A 15,989-nucleotide genomic window follows, 5' to 3' on the forward strand; every position below is an offset into this window, starting at 1 on the left:
AAAAAATGCCAATACCTGCGATCGGGTGGCGCAGACTATATCACTGAAGCCCAACGCTAACAAATAGCACGAATCTCTGTAGAGGGATTATCATCAGCTTGAGAGTCGCATCACTTGTTTTCTGGCGACGTCCCGCGCAACGGCATCAACCCTCAACACGTCATCAACGTTCTGGGGTTCCTGCAAATCCATCTTATCCAGTACGGATAAATTGAGCTCGGCAATATCGGTAAATCGAATTTGTTGCGCCAGAAATGCGGCAACGGTAATTTCATTCGCAGCGTTCAGCGCGGTAGTCGCCGCTTGCCCTTGCTCAAACGCATCCATCGCCAGTTTCAGGCACGGATAGCGTTGGTAATCCGGCGCGGAAAACGTCAACGCGCTCAGTTTGCAAAAGTCGACAGGCTTCACACCAGATGTGACGCGTTCCGGCCATGCCATAGTATGGGCAATAGGCGTGCGCATATCAGGCTCACCCAGTTGTGCCAGAACGCTACCATCCTGATACCGAACCATCGAATGAATCACCGACTGTGGATGAATCAGCACTTCCATCTGGCTTGCACTGGCATTAAACAACCAGCGCGCTTCAATGTATTCCAGACCTTTATTCATCATAGTGGCAGAGTCGACGGAGATTTTTCGTCCCATCGACCAGTTCGGGTGACGGCATGCTTGATCGGGGGTCATTGACACCAGATCGTGCAATGGCGTTTCACGGAAAGGGCCACCAGACCCGGTAAGCAGAATGGACATGACGCCATTTTGCTCAAGGTCAGCGTATCCCAGATTGTGCTGAATAGGTTGGGGTAAACTCTGAAAAATCGCGTTATGTTCGCTATCTACCGGCAAAAGCTGCGCTTTGTGGCGCTTCACGTCATCCATAAACAAACGACCGCAGGTCACCAGCGACTCTTTATTCGCCAGTAAAATGCTTTTGCCTGCACGGATTGCCGCCAGCGTAGGCAGCAGCCCCGCCGCGCCGACAATCGCGGCCATCACCTGATCGACATCATCCAGCGCAGCCATATCACAGGCCGCCTGTTGTCCGCTCATCACCTCGGTACGACTTCCCTGCTCCAGCAGAGCCGCTTTCACCTGCGCAGCGCTTGTTTCATCATCCATTACTGCATAGCGGGGAGAGAACTCCAGGCACTGCTCGACCATACGGGCAACATTTTTACCCGCGACCAGCGCAGTAACACGAAACGTTTCCGGGTTATGGCGTACGACATCCAGCGTACTGCAACCAATAGAGCCGGTTGAGCCGAGAATGGTTAATTGCTTCATCAGACATCCAGAAGAATTTTACCCTTTAGGGAATAGACAGAAAAAAGCAAAACGCCGCCATCCAGCCTTTGCAGACCTTCTGAGCGGCGTTTTAAGCGTACAGGCGAATCAGAACTGCATCAGTTCCGCTTCTTTCTCTGCCAGCGCCGCATCCACTTTCTTGATAGCGGCGTCAGTCATTTTCTGCACGTCGTCCTGAGAACGGCGATCGTCATCTTCGCTGATCTCTTTATCTTTCAACAGCGCTTTCACTTTGTCGTTAGCATCACGACGAACGTTACGCACGGCAACACGCGCGCCTTCTGCTTCGCCACGCACGATCTTGGTCAGATCTTTACGACGTTCTTCGGTCAGCGGCGGCAGCGGAACGCGGATGTCAGAACCCGCAGAGCTTGGGTTCAAACCGAGGTCAGAAGCCATAATCGCTTTCTCAACGGCCGGGCCCATAGAACGGTCAAACACGTTGATTTTCAGAGTACGGGAATCTTCAACCGTTACGCTTGCCAGCTGACGCAGCGGAGTTGGCGTGCCGTAATATTCCACGATAATGCCATCCAGCAGGCTGGGAGAAGCACGACCCGTGCGAATTTTGCTGATTTGATTTTTGAATGCTTCGACGCATTTGTCCATACGTACTTCAGCATCTTTTCTGATTTCGTTGATCACGTTACGAATCCTTGAAAGCTTGTTTCAGTCAGACCATATCCACCACGCAAGATGCGACAAGTATAGTCTTGATTAATTTTGAGGGACGTATCCCGCGACATTAAAGCAGAATATTACCTGCATTTAGCCGCAACGGGAATTATTCCGTGATTAACGTCCCTTCTTTTTCACCCATCACCACACGGCGCAGCGCACCCGGTTTGTTCATGTTGAAGACACGAATAGGCAATTTGTGGTCACGAGCCAGCGTGAACGCCGCCAGATCCATCACTTTCAGTTCTTTATCCAGAACTTCAGTATAGGTCAGTTGTTCGTACATGGTCGCGGTTGGATCTTGCGCCGGATCTGCGGTAAATACGCCGTCAACTTTGGTGGCTTTCAGCACTACATCAGCTTCAATTTCAATACCGCGCAGGCAGGCTGCAGAGTCTGTCGTGAAGAACGGGTTGCCGGTACCGGCCGCCAGGATAACAACACGGTTGTTGCGCAGCAGGCTGATAGCCTCCGCCCAGCTGTAGTTATCGCACACACCGTTCAAAGGAATTGCGGACATCAGGCGAGCGTTCACATAGGCGCGGTGAAGCGCATCGCGCATTGCCAGACCGTTCATTACGGTGGCCAACATGCCCATGTGGTCGCCCACAACGCGGTTCATTCCCGCTTTCGCCAGACCAGCACCACGGAACAGGTTACCGCCACCAATCACTACGCCAACCTGAATACCCAGCTCAACCAGTTCTTTGATTTCCTGAGCCATACGGTCAAGTATGCTTGCATCAATACCGAAGCCTTCTGAACCTTGCAGCGCTTCGCCACTTAACTTAAGCAGAATACGTTTGTAGACGGGTTTTGCATTGGTAGCCATGTTTCTTTCCTGAGACTGTCAACGAATGAGATGAGTTAATACCAGCGACATTGTATGTCGCTTTTCAACGTAGCCACTATAGCGGTTCGCTGAATTTACAAGCCAGACACAAAAAGAAGCCGCCCTCAGGCGGCTCCTTTAAAAAATTAAGACTGCTTGGACATCGCAGCAACTTCTGCTGCAAAGTCAGTCTCAACTTTCTCGATGCCTTCACCCACTTCAAAGCGGATGAAGCCTGTTACGTCAGCGTTGTGCTCTTTCAGCAGCTGAGCAACAGATTTGCTCGGATCCATAACGAAAGGCTGACCCGTCAGAGAAACTTCGCCGGTGAATTTCTTCATGCGGCCTTCAACCATTTTCTCTGCGATTTCTTTCGGCTTACCAGACTGCATCGCGATATCCAGCTGAACCTGGTATTCTTTCTCTACCACTTCAGCAGATACGTCTTCTGGCTTAACGAATTCAGGCTTGCTTGCAGCAATGTGCATTGCCAGCTGTTTAACCAGCTCTTCGTCTGCGCCTTTAGCCGCAACCAGAACACCGATACGCGCACCGTGCTGGTATGAACCCAGTACGTCGCCTTCGATGGAAGCAACACGACGGATGTTGATGTTCTCACCGATTTTAGCAACCAGCGCAACACGTTCTTCTTCGAACTGTGCTTTCAGAACGTCAACGTCAGTGATTTTGCCCGCGATTGCAGCATCCAGAACTTTGTCTGCAAATGCCTGGAAACCACCATCTTTAGCAACGAAGTCAGTCTGGCAGTTAACTTCCAGAATGATGCCGTAGTTGCCGTCGATTTTGGTTTTGATCACGCCGTCAGCAGCAACGTTGCCTGCTTTTTTCGCCGCTTTGATCGCACCAGATTTACGCATGTTTTCGATTGCCAGCTCGATGTCGCCATTAGCTTCAGTCAGTGCTTTTTTGCAATCCATCATGCCTGCGCCGGTACGCTCACGCAGCTCTTTTACCAGGGATGCGGTAATTTCAGCCATTCTAAAATCCTCGGAAGATTTGATCTGCCCGGCGTCAAACCGCACAGATTTAAAAGTGAAAAAGGGGCCTAAAGGGCCCCTAACCAAACGTGATACAACCTGGTTTATAAGGGGGCTCTAACGAGCGTGCCTTATTATTCAGCTTCTACGAAGCTTTCTTCCGCCTGGGAAGCCAGATCCTGAGAACGGCCTTCACGAACGGTAGTAGCTACAGCGCCCAGGTACAGGGTCACAGCACGGATTGCGTCGTCGTTACCCGGGATAACGAAGTCAACACCGTCCGGATCAGAGTTGGTATCAACGATTGCAAATACCGGGATACCCAGGTTGTTTGCTTCTTTGATAGCAATGTGCTCGTGGTCAGCATCGATTACGAACAGAGCGTCCGGCAGACCGCCCATGTCTTTGATACCGCCCAGGCTGTTTTCCAGTTTCTCAAGCTCACGGGTGCGCATCAGCGCTTCTTTCTTGGTCAGCTTTTCGAAAGTACCGTCCTGAGACTGAGTTTCCAGATCTTTCAGACGTTTGATGGACTGACGAACGGTTTTCCAGTTAGTCAGCATGCCGCCCAACCAGCGATGGTTCACGAAGAACTGGTCGCAGTTGTTAGCAGCTTCTTTCACCGCTTCGCTTGCAGCGCGTTTAGTACCAACGAAAAGGATTTTACCTTTACGAGCAGAGATCTTGTTCAGTTCAGCCAGAGCTTCGTTGAACATCGGTACAGTTTTCTCAAGGTTGATGATGTGAACTTTGTTACGCGCACCGAAGATGAAAGGCTTCATTTTCGGGTTCCAGTAACGGGTCTGGTGACCGAAGTGAACACCAGCCTTGAGCATGTCGCGCATGGAAACAGTTGCCATGATTAAAACCTCTATATATAAAAGTTGGGGTTAAGCCTCCACGTATCCCATATTACCGACCCAAAAGGGCACCCCGGAATATGTGTCGATACGTGTGTGTTGTTACACAAAGTGAGATTTGTCGCTCCCGTCCATCGTGTGTAGTCTTCGAATGGATCGGAAGTCCGGCGCGCTTTATACCACAAATACGCCATAGACACCAATAATAGTTGGCGGTCTGTGCTGTTAATGATTCTCAATTTGGCAGGGTACACCCCTGACTGATACCATTGGCAGCACTTACACAATTATTGTCGAAATCATCGACACTGATGGACAGAATTTATGGCTATCTCAATCAAGACCCCTGAAGAAATCGAAAAAATGCGCGTCGCTGGTCGTCTGGCCGCCGAAGTGCTGGAAATGATCGAACCGTTTATCAAACCGGGCGTCAGCACCGGCGAACTGGATCGTATCTGCAATGACTACATCGTGAACGAGCAGCAGGCGATCTCCGCGTGCCTGGGTTATCACGGTTATCCGAAATCCGTCTGCATCTCCATTAATGAAGTGGTATGCCACGGGATCCCGGACGACGCCAAGCACCTGAAAGACGGCGATATCGTCAACATCGACGTTACCGTGATTAAAGACGAGTTCCACGGTGACACCTCCAAAATGTTTATCGTCGGCAAGCCGACGATTCTGGGCGAGCGTCTGTGCCGCGTCACGCAGGAAAGCCTGTATCTGGCGCTGCGGATGATAAAACCGGGTATTCGTCTGCGCACACTAGGCGCAGCCATTCAGAAATACGCGGAAGGCGAAGGCTTCTCTGTGGTACGCGAATACTGCGGCCACGGCATCGGTCGCGGCTTCCATGAAGAACCTCAGGTTCTGCACTACGATGCAGACGATGGCGGCGTAGTGCTGCAACCGGGCATGACCTTCACCGTTGAACCGATGCTCAACGCCGGTGATTATCGTATCCGCACCATGAAAGACGGCTGGACGGTAAAAACCAAAGACCGTAGCTTGTCTGCACAGTACGAGCATACTATTGTGGTGACGGAAAACGGTTGTGAAATTCTGACGTTACGCAAGGATGACACTATCCCGGCGGTCATCACACACGGCGAATAATGTTTTGCCTGATGGCGCTGTCGCTTATCAGGCCTACAAATGGCACTCTCCCGTAGGCCGGATAAGCGTAAGCTTCATCCGGCTTTTTTATGGGTGGCGCACAATGAATACTCTTCCTGAACAACACGCAAATACTGCCCTCCCCACCCTGCCGGGCCAACCGCAAAACCCGGGAACCTGGCCTCAGCACGATCTCAACTGTAGCGGCATTAAAACGCATATCGATTCGTTTCAGAACTGGTTAGGTGAAGCCTTTGACAGTGGTATTTCCGCAGAGCAGTTGATCGAAGCGCGCACCGAGTTTATTGACCAACTGCTGCAACGCCTGTGGATTGAAGCCGGTTTCGGGCAAATTGCCGATCTGGCGCTGGTCGCCGTCGGCGGCTATGGGCGTGGCGAACTGCACCCGCTTTCCGATATCGACCTGCTGATTCTGAGTCGTAAAAAACTGCCTGATGCGCAGGCCGAGAAGGTCGGCGAACTGCTAACGCTGTTGTGGGATGTGAGACTGGAGGTGGGGCACAGCGTGCGTACGCTGGAAGAGTGTCTGCTGGAAGGCCTGTCCGATTTAACCGTCGCCACTAACCTGATTGAAACACGCCTGCTGATTGGCGACGTGGCGCTGTTTCTTGAGCTACAAAAACATATTTTTAGCGAAGGCTTCTGGCCCTCCGATAAATTTTACGCCGCCAAAGTGGAAGAGCAGAACCTGCGCCACCAGCGCTATCACGGCACCAGCTACAATCTGGAACCGGATATCAAAAGTAGCCCCGGCGGCCTGCGCGATATCCACACCCTCCAGTGGGTAGCCCGCCGCCACTTTGGCGCCACGTCGCTGGATGAGATGGTTGGATTCGGCTTCTTGACGCTGGCGGAACGTGCTGAACTGAATGAGTGTCTGCACATCCTCTGGCGCATTCGCTTCGCACTGCATCTGGAAGTCACGCGTTACGATAACCGTCTACTGTTTGACCGTCAGCTTAGCGTCGCGCAACGGCTACACTACGGCGGTGAAGGCAACGAGCCTATCGAACGGATGATGAAAGACTATTTTCGCGTTACGCGCAGGGTCAGTGAGCTGAACCACATGCTGCTACAGCTGTTTGATGAGGCCATCCTCGCTCTATCCGCAGATGAAAAGCCGCGCCCGATCGATGACGACTTTCAGCTACGCGGCACGTTAATTGATTTGCGTAACGACGATCTGTTTATCCGCGAACCGGAAGCCATTCTGCGGATGTTTTACACCATGGTGCGCAATAGCGCGATCACCGGGATTTACTCCACTACGCTGCGCCATTTGCGCCATGCCCGCCGCCATCTGACACAACCGCTGTGCTACATCCCGGAGGCGCGTTCGCTGTTTCTCAGCATGTTACGCCATCCGGGGGCGGTGAGCCGTGGCCTGCTGCCGATGCATCGTCACAGTGTGCTGTGGGCCTATATGCCGCAGTGGTCGCACATTGTCGGCCAAATGCAGTTTGACCTGTTTCATGCCTATACGGTAGATGAACACACGATTCGCGTGATGCTAAAGCTGGAAAGCTTTGCCAAAGAAGAGACCCGTCAGCGTCACCCGCTGTGTGTCGATCTCTGGCCACGTCTGCGCCAGCCGGAGCTGATTCTGATTGCCGCGCTGTTCCACGATATCGCCAAAGGTCGCGGCGGCGACCACTCGGTTCTCGGTGCTCAGGATGTCCTCAAGTTTGCCGAACTGCACGGGCTGAATTCCCGCGAAACACAGCTGGTCGCCTGGCTGGTCCGCCAGCATCTGCTGATGTCGGTTACCGCCCAGCGCCGCGATATTCAGGACCCCGAAGTCATCAAGCAGTTCGCCGAAGAAGTGCAAACGGAACACCGCCTGCGCTTCCTGGTGTGCCTGACGGTGGCGGACATTTGCGCCACCAACGAAACGCTGTGGAACAGCTGGAAACAAAGCCTGTTGCGCGAGCTGTACTTCGCTACCGAAAAACAGCTACGTCGCGGCATGCAAAACACACCGGATATGCGCGAACGCGTTCGTCATCACCAGCTGCAGGCGCTGGCGCTACTGCGCATGGACAACATTGATGAAGAAGCGCTACACCATATCTGGTCGCGCTGCCGCGCCAACTATTTCGTGCGCCACAGCCCAAACCAGCTGGCCTGGCATGCGCGCCATCTACTGCAGCACGACATGAGCAAGCCGCTAATCTTACTCAGCCCACAGGCCACGCGCGGCGGAACGGAGATTTTCATCTGGAGTCCGGACCGTCCCTATCTGTTTGCCGCGGTTTGTGCTGAACTGGATCGGCGAAACCTTAGCGTCCACGATGCGCAGATTTTTACCACCCGCGACAACATGGCGATGGATACATTTATCGTGCTGGAGCCGGACGGCAGTCCGCTGTCGTCAGACCGCCACGACGCCATCCGTTCAGGGCTGGAGCAGGCGATCACCCAACGCAGTTGGCAGCCACCACAACCGCGCCGCCAACCAGCAAAACTACGTCACTTTACCGTCGAGACCGAGGTGACTTTTCTACCGACCCATACAGACCGAAAATCATTCCTCGAGCTTATCGCGCTCGACCAGCCCGGCCTACTGGCGCGGGTCGGACAGATTTTTGCCGATCTGGGAATTTCGCTGCATGGCGCCCGAATTACAACCATTGGCGAGCGAGTAGAAGATTTATTCATAATCGCAACGGCCGACCGGCGCGCCCTTAATAATGCGCTGCAGCAGGAAGTACATCAACGGTTGACAGAGGCCCTCAATCCAAACGATAAAGGGTGATGTGTTTATTTATTATGGAAAGAGTTTAACAATGCAGCAGTTACAGAACGTTATTGAGTCCGCTTTCGAGCGCCGCGCCGAAATTACTCCGGCAAATGTAGATACCGTAACCCGTGAAGCGGTAAATCAGGTTATTTCTCTGCTGGATTCCGGTGCGCTGCGTGTTGCAGAAAAGATTGAGGGTCAGTGGGTCACACATCAGTGGCTGAAGAAAGCGGTACTGCTCTCTTTTCGTATTAACGACAACCAGGTTATCGATGGCGCAGAAAGCCGCTATTTCGATAAAGTCCCGATGAAATTCGCCAACTACGACGAAGCGCGCTTCCAGAAAGAAGGCTTCCGCGTAGTTCCCCCTGCTGCCGTGCGCCAGGGTGCCTATATCGCACGTAACACCGTCCTGATGCCGTCTTACGTCAACATCGGTGCTTACGTTGATGAAGGCTCCATGGTGGATACCTGGGCAACCGTCGGCTCATGTGCGCAAATCGGTAAAAACGTTCACCTGTCCGGTGGCGTTGGCATCGGTGGCGTGCTGGAACCGTTACAGGCGAACCCAACCATCATCGAAGACAACTGCTTCATTGGTGCGCGTTCTGAAGTGGTAGAAGGCGTGATCGTCGAAGAAGGCTCCGTTATCTCCATGGGCGTATACCTGGGCCAGAGCACCAAAATCTACGACCGCGAAACCGGCGAAGTTTTCTATGGCCGCGTTCCGGCGGGTTCGGTTGTGGTATCGGGAAATCTGCCGTCGAAAGACGGTAAGTACAGCCTGTACTGCGCGGTAATCGTCAAGAAAGTCGACGCCAAAACGCGTGGCAAAGTCGGAATTAACGAGCTATTGCGTACCATCGACTAACGGCAATTTGAAAAAGCGGGCTTAGCCCGCTTTTTTTACATCTGCGAGTGGCATAAACAAGGCTTTTCGTTAATTATTCAATGGTTATAGTGAGCTTAAGGGTACCGCTATGTATGACAATCTGAAAAGTCTGGGCATTACCAATCCTGAAGAGATCGATCGTTACAGCCTGCGGCAAGAAGCCAACAACGATATCCTGAAAATCTATTTCCAGAAGGATAAAGGCGAGTTTTTTGCCAAGAGCGTTAAGTTTAAGTATCCCCGTCAGCGTAAAACCGTGGTTGCCGATGGTATCGGCCAGGGTTACAAAGAGGTGCAGGAGATCAGCCCGAACCTGCGCTATGTGATTGATGAACTAGATCAGATCTGCCAGCGCGATCGCAGTGAAGTCGATCTCAAACGCAAGATCCTCGATGACTTACGACATCTGGAAAGCGTCGTCACCAACAAGATCAGCGAAATTGAATCCGATCTGGAAAAACTGACGCGTAAATAACCGTGGGTGGATGTATTCGTAGGCCGGGTAAGGCGAAGCCGCCACCCGGCATTATGCCTGATAAGCGTAGCGCCATCAGGCAATCAATCAATGCTGTACATCCAGCTGTAACGCCACATACAGCAATAACCTGTCGTCGAAATTTCCCAAATCCAACCCGGTAAGCTCAGAGATACGATTCAGACGATATTCCAGCGTATTGCGGTGGATAAACAACGCTTTTGACGTCGCCAGCGGCTGCACGTTATGGCGAAACCATGCCGCTAACGTCCGACGTAGTAACCCATTGTTATCCATTGCTTTTAGCCGTACCAGCGGACGCGCCAGCTCGTTGGCCTGCCAGCCGCCGCGCAGGCTGTCCAGTAACACCGGCAGCATCAAATCCTGATAGAAATAGCTGCGGTTTTCCGGCATACGCTGCTTACCGACCATCATCGTCGTCCGCGCCGTGCGGTAAGAACGGGCAATGCTGCCTGGTCCAGTAAAGAAGTTACCCAGCGACACGCGAAAACGCAGCTGTCCGTTCTCTTTCATGCGAGCGATAAGCTGCTCTACGCGCTTGCGGTGATCTTCCGCGTCCCAACGGCCAAACTGATTAAGAGCGGGTTTCAGCACCACCATCTCGGTCAGTGACACAATCGCAATCAGGTTGTTACGCTCTGGCGTGGTCAATGCATTCTGTAGCTGCTGCAGTTCTGCCATCGCGCTGTCAACGCCCAGTTGGCCGCTATCGACTTCCAGCACCGCTACCACGCGCGGCTGATTCAAATCAATGCCTAAACGCTGTGCCCATTCCATCAGCGCGGGCGTATTTTCCTCCGCCTGAATCAGGTTCATGACCAGCTCTTCACGCAGACGGCTGTCCTGCGCCAGCAGGTGCATCAGACGCGACTGCTCCAGCATCATTTCGGCGGTCATACACACCAGCTCGCCGTATTTGCGCAGATGCTCCGGCTCGCCGGTTAAGCCAATGACGCCAACAATTTCACCTTCGAGTCGTAGCGGCAGGTTTATCCCCTGTCGTACACCGTGCAAATGCTTCGCGACTGCATCGTCAATGTCTACCACCCGGCCCTGTGAAAGCACCAGCAGTGCACCTTCGTGCAATTCACCAATACGCTCGCGATCGCCGCTACCAATGATCCGCCCACGGGCATCCATTACGTTGATATTGGTATCGATGATGCGCATCGTGCGCGCCACAATATCCTGCGCCATTTTGGTATCAAGATGCCAGCCAGCCATAAACCCCTCCTGTGAGCAATGCTCAGCATAAGGAAGATAATAATCGGCAGCATTGTGCAGATGCACAAACTGAAGGAGAGAAGTATGGAGTTGTGGGAGGGTTCACAAAAAGAAACCCCTCCCCGCTGCCGGGAAGGGGTTTAGAGAGGCTTACTGCATCAACAGATAGATGGAGCTGTCACCACGCTGAATATTCAGCGCCAGAACAGCCGGTTTGCTGTCGAGGATTTTGCGCAGTTCGGCAATGTTTTTCACCGGCTGCTGGTTAGCTCCGATAATTACATCCCCTTTCTTCAGGCCAATCATCGCTGCCGGCGTTTTTGGTTTTACATCGCTGACCACGACACCTTTGTCCTGGCCTTTGTTGCTCATATCCGCCCCTTCAATACCTTTGAAGATGGAGCTGGAATCAACCTGAGTCTGGCTGCTCTGCTGCAGTTCCAGATTCACCGTCACAGGTTTACCGTCACGCAGCAGGCCAAGGCTGATTTTGCTGCCTACCGGCATCGTACCCACCTGCGCACGCAGCGCGGCGAAGCTGCTGATCGGCTTACCGTTCAGCGAGGTAATCACGTCACCGGCTTTAATACCCGCCTTCGCTGCGGAAGAGTTCGGCATCACCTGGCTGACGAATGCCCCACGCTGGGCATCCACTTTCATCGCTTTCGCCAGCTCAGAGCTCAGCTCTGTCCCCATAATTCCCAGCTCACCGCGTTTCACCTGACCGAACTCAACCATCTGCGAGGTCAGGTTTTTCACCATGTTGCTTGGGATAGCAAAACCGATACCGATATTGCCACCGTCCGGCGCGAGGATCGCGGTGTTAATACCGATCAGTTCACCGTTCAGGTTGACCAGTGCGCCACCGGAGTTACCACGGTTGATCGCCGCATCGGTCTGGATAAAGTTTTCATAGTTTTCTGCGTTCAGGCCGCTACGACCCAGTGCAGAAACAATACCGGAGGTCACCGTTTCACCGAGTCCAAACGGGTTACCAATCGCCACGGTATAATCACCCACGCGCAGCGCATCGGAGTCTGCCAACTTGATTGCAGTCAGGTTCTTCGGATCCTGAATCTGAATCAGCGCAATGTCAGAACGCGGGTCTTTGCCGACCATCTTCGCGTCAAATTTACGTCCGTCGCTCAGTTGGACTTTAATCACTGTGGCGTTATCCACCACGTGGTTGTTAGTCACAACATAACCTTTTGCAGCATCGATAATCACGCCGGAACCCAGCGCCATAAATTTCTGCTGCTGACCGCCGCCATTACCCGCGCCCGGTGCGCCTTCCTGACAGAATGGGGAACTCTGGAACGGAGAACCGTCCTGGCAGAACGGGGAGTTATCCCCAAAGAACTGCTGGAAATTACGCGGCATACGCGGCGTATTCACCGTCGTGCTCCCCTCGACATTAATACTCACCACCGATGGCATCACTTTTTCGAGCATCGGGGCCAGACTTGGCATCTGTTGAGCCGTGGTTGCTGAAGACGCAGTCTCAGCCGCCGTTGCAGACAGAGGGGACAACGCCAAACCTAAACTCAGAGCCAGTGCACTCATTGCTAATGTGGTTTTTTTCATGTGTTTCATTCTCGATTAACTGATAACGCAAAATTGCTGTATACGTCAGAGTCGTTTTATCGCGCTAAGTTCCAGAATAAACTTTAAGGAAAAAGTAAAATTTTATTGTCCGTCTTTACAAATGGATGTTTATTGTTCTACCGCCATCAACCGTCGATATTCATCCCAGGCATACAAATCGGTCATCCCGCTGATATAATCCTGGATCAGGCGGCAGCGATAATAATATTCCAGTACCGGGTACTCGGCAGACGTCGGAGATATTTTACTGACCACTTCGACATAAGCAAGTCGATGGCGCGTAGAGAGCTTTTGAAATAATCGTGACTCAATGGGGAACTGTTTTAATCTTTCGTTTTGAACAAGTGTAGAAAAATCGGCAAGCGCCATCTTTAATAACGGCTGATAAATCTCCAGCAGGCCACTGATCACCCGATACCCCTGTAATTCCAGTTGCTCGACATCAGGATGGCTAAATACATGTTTCATCGCCACATTTTTATAGACTCCCAGCAATTGGCTGAAGCTGCTGGCGTCTTCTAACAGGGCGTGATTAAAGCTACCCTCAAAAATCTGCGGCAAATTATCAATAAAACGCTGCGCGGCGTAGGGCACAAGTTTATTTAGCGTGTTGACCCGCAAATACATAAAGAACTGATCTTCTGTACTACGACTTAATGTATTTGAGCGCGATTTTTCCCACGCGTTCTCCACGACCTGACTAAACAGGGAGCCTTTTTCATGTTGTCCCCAGGCCTCATACAGATGATGATACAGTTGCTCGACACTGAAGATTCTTTTCTCCACGGCATCTTCAAGATCGGCCACGCAATAAGAGATATCGTCAGCGGCTTCCATAATCCAGGTTAATGGAAAACGACTGTAAGGTGCTAATGATAACTCTTTACGTAACCGCTCAATATACGGTTCCTCGGAAAGGTAATAGCCCGGTTTCTTCATTAAATAGTTATGCGTTGCTGGCGTCTCTCCACGCCACCACGCCGGACGAGTATATTTTAAAATACCGCCGACCTGCGCCCACGTCAGATTCATTCGCATCAAAGTGTGCACAAGACGAATACCCTGCGCATTTCCTTCAAAATGGCACAGATCCTGACGCACCTTGCGGCGAATGTCATTGAGCGACTCTTCACCTTCACGCAAACGTAGCGCCGCGATCAGGCAGCGATCGTCGCTGAGAGGCTGGCTTTCCGCATCCGCGGGGAAAAGGCGCTGGCGAAACCAGTCGTTAATCGCCGCTTCACCAAAGTGACCAAACGGTGGATTGCCGATGTCATGCATCAGGCAGGACATTTCGACCACGCTTTCAAAAGGACCGGTTAATTCATCCAGGCCGTACTGCTCTAACAGTTTTAGCTCTTTCAGTCGGCTGAGGATCTCTTTGGCGATGTAGCGCCCTACCTGCTGAACTTCCATCGAGTGCGTCAGACGTGTCCGCACTGCGGCGTTGCGCTCCAGCGGAAAGACCTGGGTTTTTTGCTGCAGTCGGCGGATAGCCGGAGAATTGATAATACGTCCACGATCGCTTTCGAAAATTCGCAGGATCTCATGCTCAGATTTTGCGCCCTGCGGCGAACGGTAACGACGATGCCAGTTTATTTTTTTTCGAAAATCGATCTGTGCCATGTCCTCTCCCGCCTGAGAAATGCGCTACCCCTTAAGCGCATGATAGACTATGCCCTCAAATCTGGCTTATCGCGAGTAAATCTATGAAAATCGGCATCATTGGTGCAATGGAAGAAGAAGTTACGCTGCTGCGTGACAAAATCGAAAACCGTCAGACTATCACCCTTGGCGGTTGTGAAATTTACACCGGCCAACTGAACGGGACTGAGGTTGCGCTACTGAAATCGGGCATCGGTAAAGTGGCTGCGGCACTGGGCGCCACGCTGCTGCTGGAACGCTGCAAACCGGATGCCATCATTAATACGGGCTCTGCGGGCGGCCTGGCTTCTACGCTGAAAGTCGGCGATATCGTAGTCTCTGACGAAGCGCGTTATCACGACGCCGACGTCACTGCATTTGGCTATGAATTCGGTCAGTTACCGGGCTGCCCGGCAGGTTTTAAAGCCGACCCTGCGCTTATCGCCGCGGCGGAATCCTGCATTGCAGAACTGAACCTTAACGCCGTTCGTGGTCTTATCGTTAGCGGCGACGCCTTCATTAACGGCTCTGTTGGCCTGGCAAAAATTCAGCATAACTTCCCGCAGGCGATTGCCGTAGAAATGGAAGCCACCGCGATTGCACATGTTTGCCATAACTTTAACGTTCCGTTCGTGGTGGTTCGTGCCATCTCCGACGTTGCCGATCAGCAGTCCCACCTGAGCTTTGACGAATTCCTGGTGGTTGCCGCGAAGCAGTCAAGCCTGATGGTCGAAGCGCTGGTACAGAAACTGGCGCATGGCTAAATTCATCTCCAGGGCGCTGGTCGCCCTGCTTTTTACGCTTCCGGCGTGGCTTTATGCCGCTCCGCGTGTGGTTTCCCTCTCCCCTGCTAACACCGAACTTGCCTTTGCCGCCGGCATTACGCCCGTTGGCGTCAGCAGCTACTCAAATTATCCGCCCGAGGCCGAAAATATTGAAGAGGTCTCCACCTGGCAAGGCATGAATCTGGAACGCATCGTGGCGCTCAAACCGGATCTGGTCATCGCCTGGCGCGGAGGCAATGCCGAGCGGCAGGTGAATCAGCTAACCGCATTGGGGATTAAGGTTATCTGGGTGGATGCCGTCACCATCGAGCAAGTTGCCGACGCACTGCGCCAGTTGGCACCGTGGAGCCCCAAGCCTGAGCAAGCAAAACAGGCCGCGCAAACATTGCTTGATGAGTATGCTTTACTAAAATCTCAGTATGCCAATAAACCGAAAAAACGGGTGTTTCTCCAGTTTGGTGCAAATCCTCTGTTTACCAGTGGAAAAGGCTCCCTTCAACACCAGGTTCTTGAGGTATGCGGGGGAGAAAACATCTTTGCTGGCAGCCGGGTTCCCTGGCCACAGGTCAGCCGTGAACAAGTACTGGCAAGAGCCCCCCAGGCAATCGTCGCCACCGGTGGTTCGGGCGAAAATCTTAAAATTGAGCAATACTGGGGAGAACAGTTAAAAATCCCGGTTATTATCCTTAATAGTGACTGGTTTGAACGCGCGAGCCCGCGTATTATCCTCGCCGCAAAACAACTCTGTAATGCGCTTTCACAGATAAATTAGCGTCGGCCCCCC

At 52.5% G+C, this 15,989-nt stretch carries 14 protein-coding genes; 6 read left to right on the forward strand and 8 right to left on the reverse strand.

What is annotated here, in order from left to right; all coding sequences use genetic code 11:
• Positions 1-93 precede the first annotated feature (93 nt).
• The 5 genes from ispC to rpsB all read right to left on the reverse strand — a co-directional run bounded on the left by ispC (position 94) and on the right by rpsB (position 4,679).
• The gene (gene ispC / locus IB214_RS19835) at positions 94-1,290 is read right to left on the reverse strand and encodes a 1-deoxy-D-xylulose-5-phosphate reductoisomerase (RefSeq protein WP_117342284.1); all 1,197 of its coding nucleotides are present in this window, start codon (positions 1,288-1,290) and stop codon (positions 94-96) included.
• Positions 1,291-1,398: 108 nt separating this feature from the next.
• Positions 1,399-1,956, reverse strand: a complete 558-nt coding sequence (gene frr / locus IB214_RS19840) for a ribosome recycling factor (RefSeq protein WP_115259405.1) — start codon at positions 1,954-1,956, stop codon at positions 1,399-1,401.
• Between the two features lie 139 nt (positions 1,957-2,095).
• Positions 2,096-2,821, reverse strand: a complete 726-nt coding sequence (pyrH, locus tag IB214_RS19845; RefSeq protein ID WP_096758240.1) for a UMP kinase — start codon at positions 2,819-2,821, stop codon at positions 2,096-2,098.
• Between the two features lie 146 nt (positions 2,822-2,967).
• Entirely contained in the window at positions 2,968-3,819 is an 852-nt protein-coding gene (gene tsf, locus IB214_RS19850; RefSeq protein ID WP_096758241.1) for a translation elongation factor Ts, read from the reverse strand.
• Between the two features lie 134 nt (positions 3,820-3,953).
• The gene (gene rpsB / locus IB214_RS19855; protein WP_016151758.1) at positions 3,954-4,679 is read right to left on the reverse strand and encodes a 30S ribosomal protein S2; all 726 of its coding nucleotides are present in this window, start codon (positions 4,677-4,679) and stop codon (positions 3,954-3,956) included.
• Positions 4,680-5,003: 324 nt separating this feature from the next.
• Between rpsB and map the strand changes: the two genes are divergently transcribed.
• The 4 genes from map (at position 5,004) to IB214_RS19875 (ending at position 9,926) form a co-directional block, all read left to right on the forward strand.
• Positions 5,004-5,798, forward strand: coding sequence for a type I methionyl aminopeptidase (map, locus tag IB214_RS19860; protein WP_096758242.1), 795 nt, complete (start codon positions 5,004-5,006; stop codon positions 5,796-5,798).
• A 103-nt stretch (positions 5,799-5,901) separates the two neighbouring features.
• On the forward strand, positions 5,902-8,574 hold the full coding sequence (gene glnD, locus IB214_RS19865; protein ID WP_117342285.1) for a bifunctional uridylyltransferase/uridylyl-removing protein GlnD: 2,673 nt from the start codon (positions 5,902-5,904) through the stop codon (positions 8,572-8,574).
• A gap of 31 nt (positions 8,575-8,605) precedes the next feature.
• The gene (gene dapD, locus IB214_RS19870) at positions 8,606-9,430 is read left to right on the forward strand and encodes a 2,3,4,5-tetrahydropyridine-2,6-dicarboxylate N-succinyltransferase (RefSeq protein ID WP_115259408.1); all 825 of its coding nucleotides are present in this window, start codon (positions 8,606-8,608) and stop codon (positions 9,428-9,430) included.
• Between the two features lie 109 nt (positions 9,431-9,539).
• Entirely contained in the window at positions 9,540-9,926 is a 387-nt protein-coding gene (locus tag IB214_RS19875) for a DUF3461 family protein (RefSeq protein ID WP_096758245.1), read from the forward strand.
• A gap of 87 nt (positions 9,927-10,013) precedes the next feature.
• On the opposite strand, the gene cdaR is transcribed toward IB214_RS19875, so the two are convergent.
• The 3 genes from cdaR to dgt all read right to left on the reverse strand — a co-directional run bounded on the left by cdaR (position 10,014) and on the right by dgt (position 14,402).
• Complete coding sequence (cdaR, locus tag IB214_RS19880) at positions 10,014-11,171, reverse strand: DNA-binding transcriptional regulator CdaR (RefSeq protein ID WP_117342286.1); 1,158 nt, start codon at positions 11,169-11,171, stop codon at positions 10,014-10,016.
• 150 nt (positions 11,172-11,321) lie between these two features.
• On the reverse strand, positions 11,322-12,755 hold the full coding sequence (gene degP, locus IB214_RS19885) for a serine endoprotease DegP (protein WP_115259410.1): 1,434 nt from the start codon (positions 12,753-12,755) through the stop codon (positions 11,322-11,324).
• Between the two features lie 129 nt (positions 12,756-12,884).
• Positions 12,885-14,402: a dGTPase gene (dgt, locus tag IB214_RS19890; protein ID WP_115259411.1), complete on the reverse strand. Its 1,518-nt coding sequence runs from the start codon at positions 14,400-14,402 to the stop codon at positions 12,885-12,887.
• A gap of 83 nt (positions 14,403-14,485) precedes the next feature.
• On the opposite strand from dgt, the gene mtnN reads away from it, so the two are divergent.
• Together mtnN and btuF are read left to right on the forward strand one after the other, a co-directional pair.
• Positions 14,486-15,184 carry a 5'-methylthioadenosine/S-adenosylhomocysteine nucleosidase gene (mtnN, locus tag IB214_RS19895; protein WP_115259412.1) on the forward strand — a complete coding sequence of 233 codons (699 nt, stop codon included), beginning with the start codon at positions 14,486-14,488 and terminating at the stop codon, positions 15,182-15,184.
• The gene (gene btuF / locus IB214_RS19900; RefSeq protein WP_117342287.1) at positions 15,177-15,977 is read left to right on the forward strand and encodes a vitamin B12 ABC transporter substrate-binding protein BtuF; all 801 of its coding nucleotides are present in this window, start codon (positions 15,177-15,179) and stop codon (positions 15,975-15,977) included. Before mtnN ends, btuF begins: the two co-directional genes overlap by 8 nt.
• The last annotated feature ends 12 nt before the right edge of the window (positions 15,978-15,989 follow it).

The sequence above is a fragment of the Citrobacter sp. C1 genome (assembly GCF_014596895.2).
GTDB lineage: Bacteria > Pseudomonadota > Gammaproteobacteria > Enterobacterales > Enterobacteriaceae > Citrobacter > Citrobacter gillenii.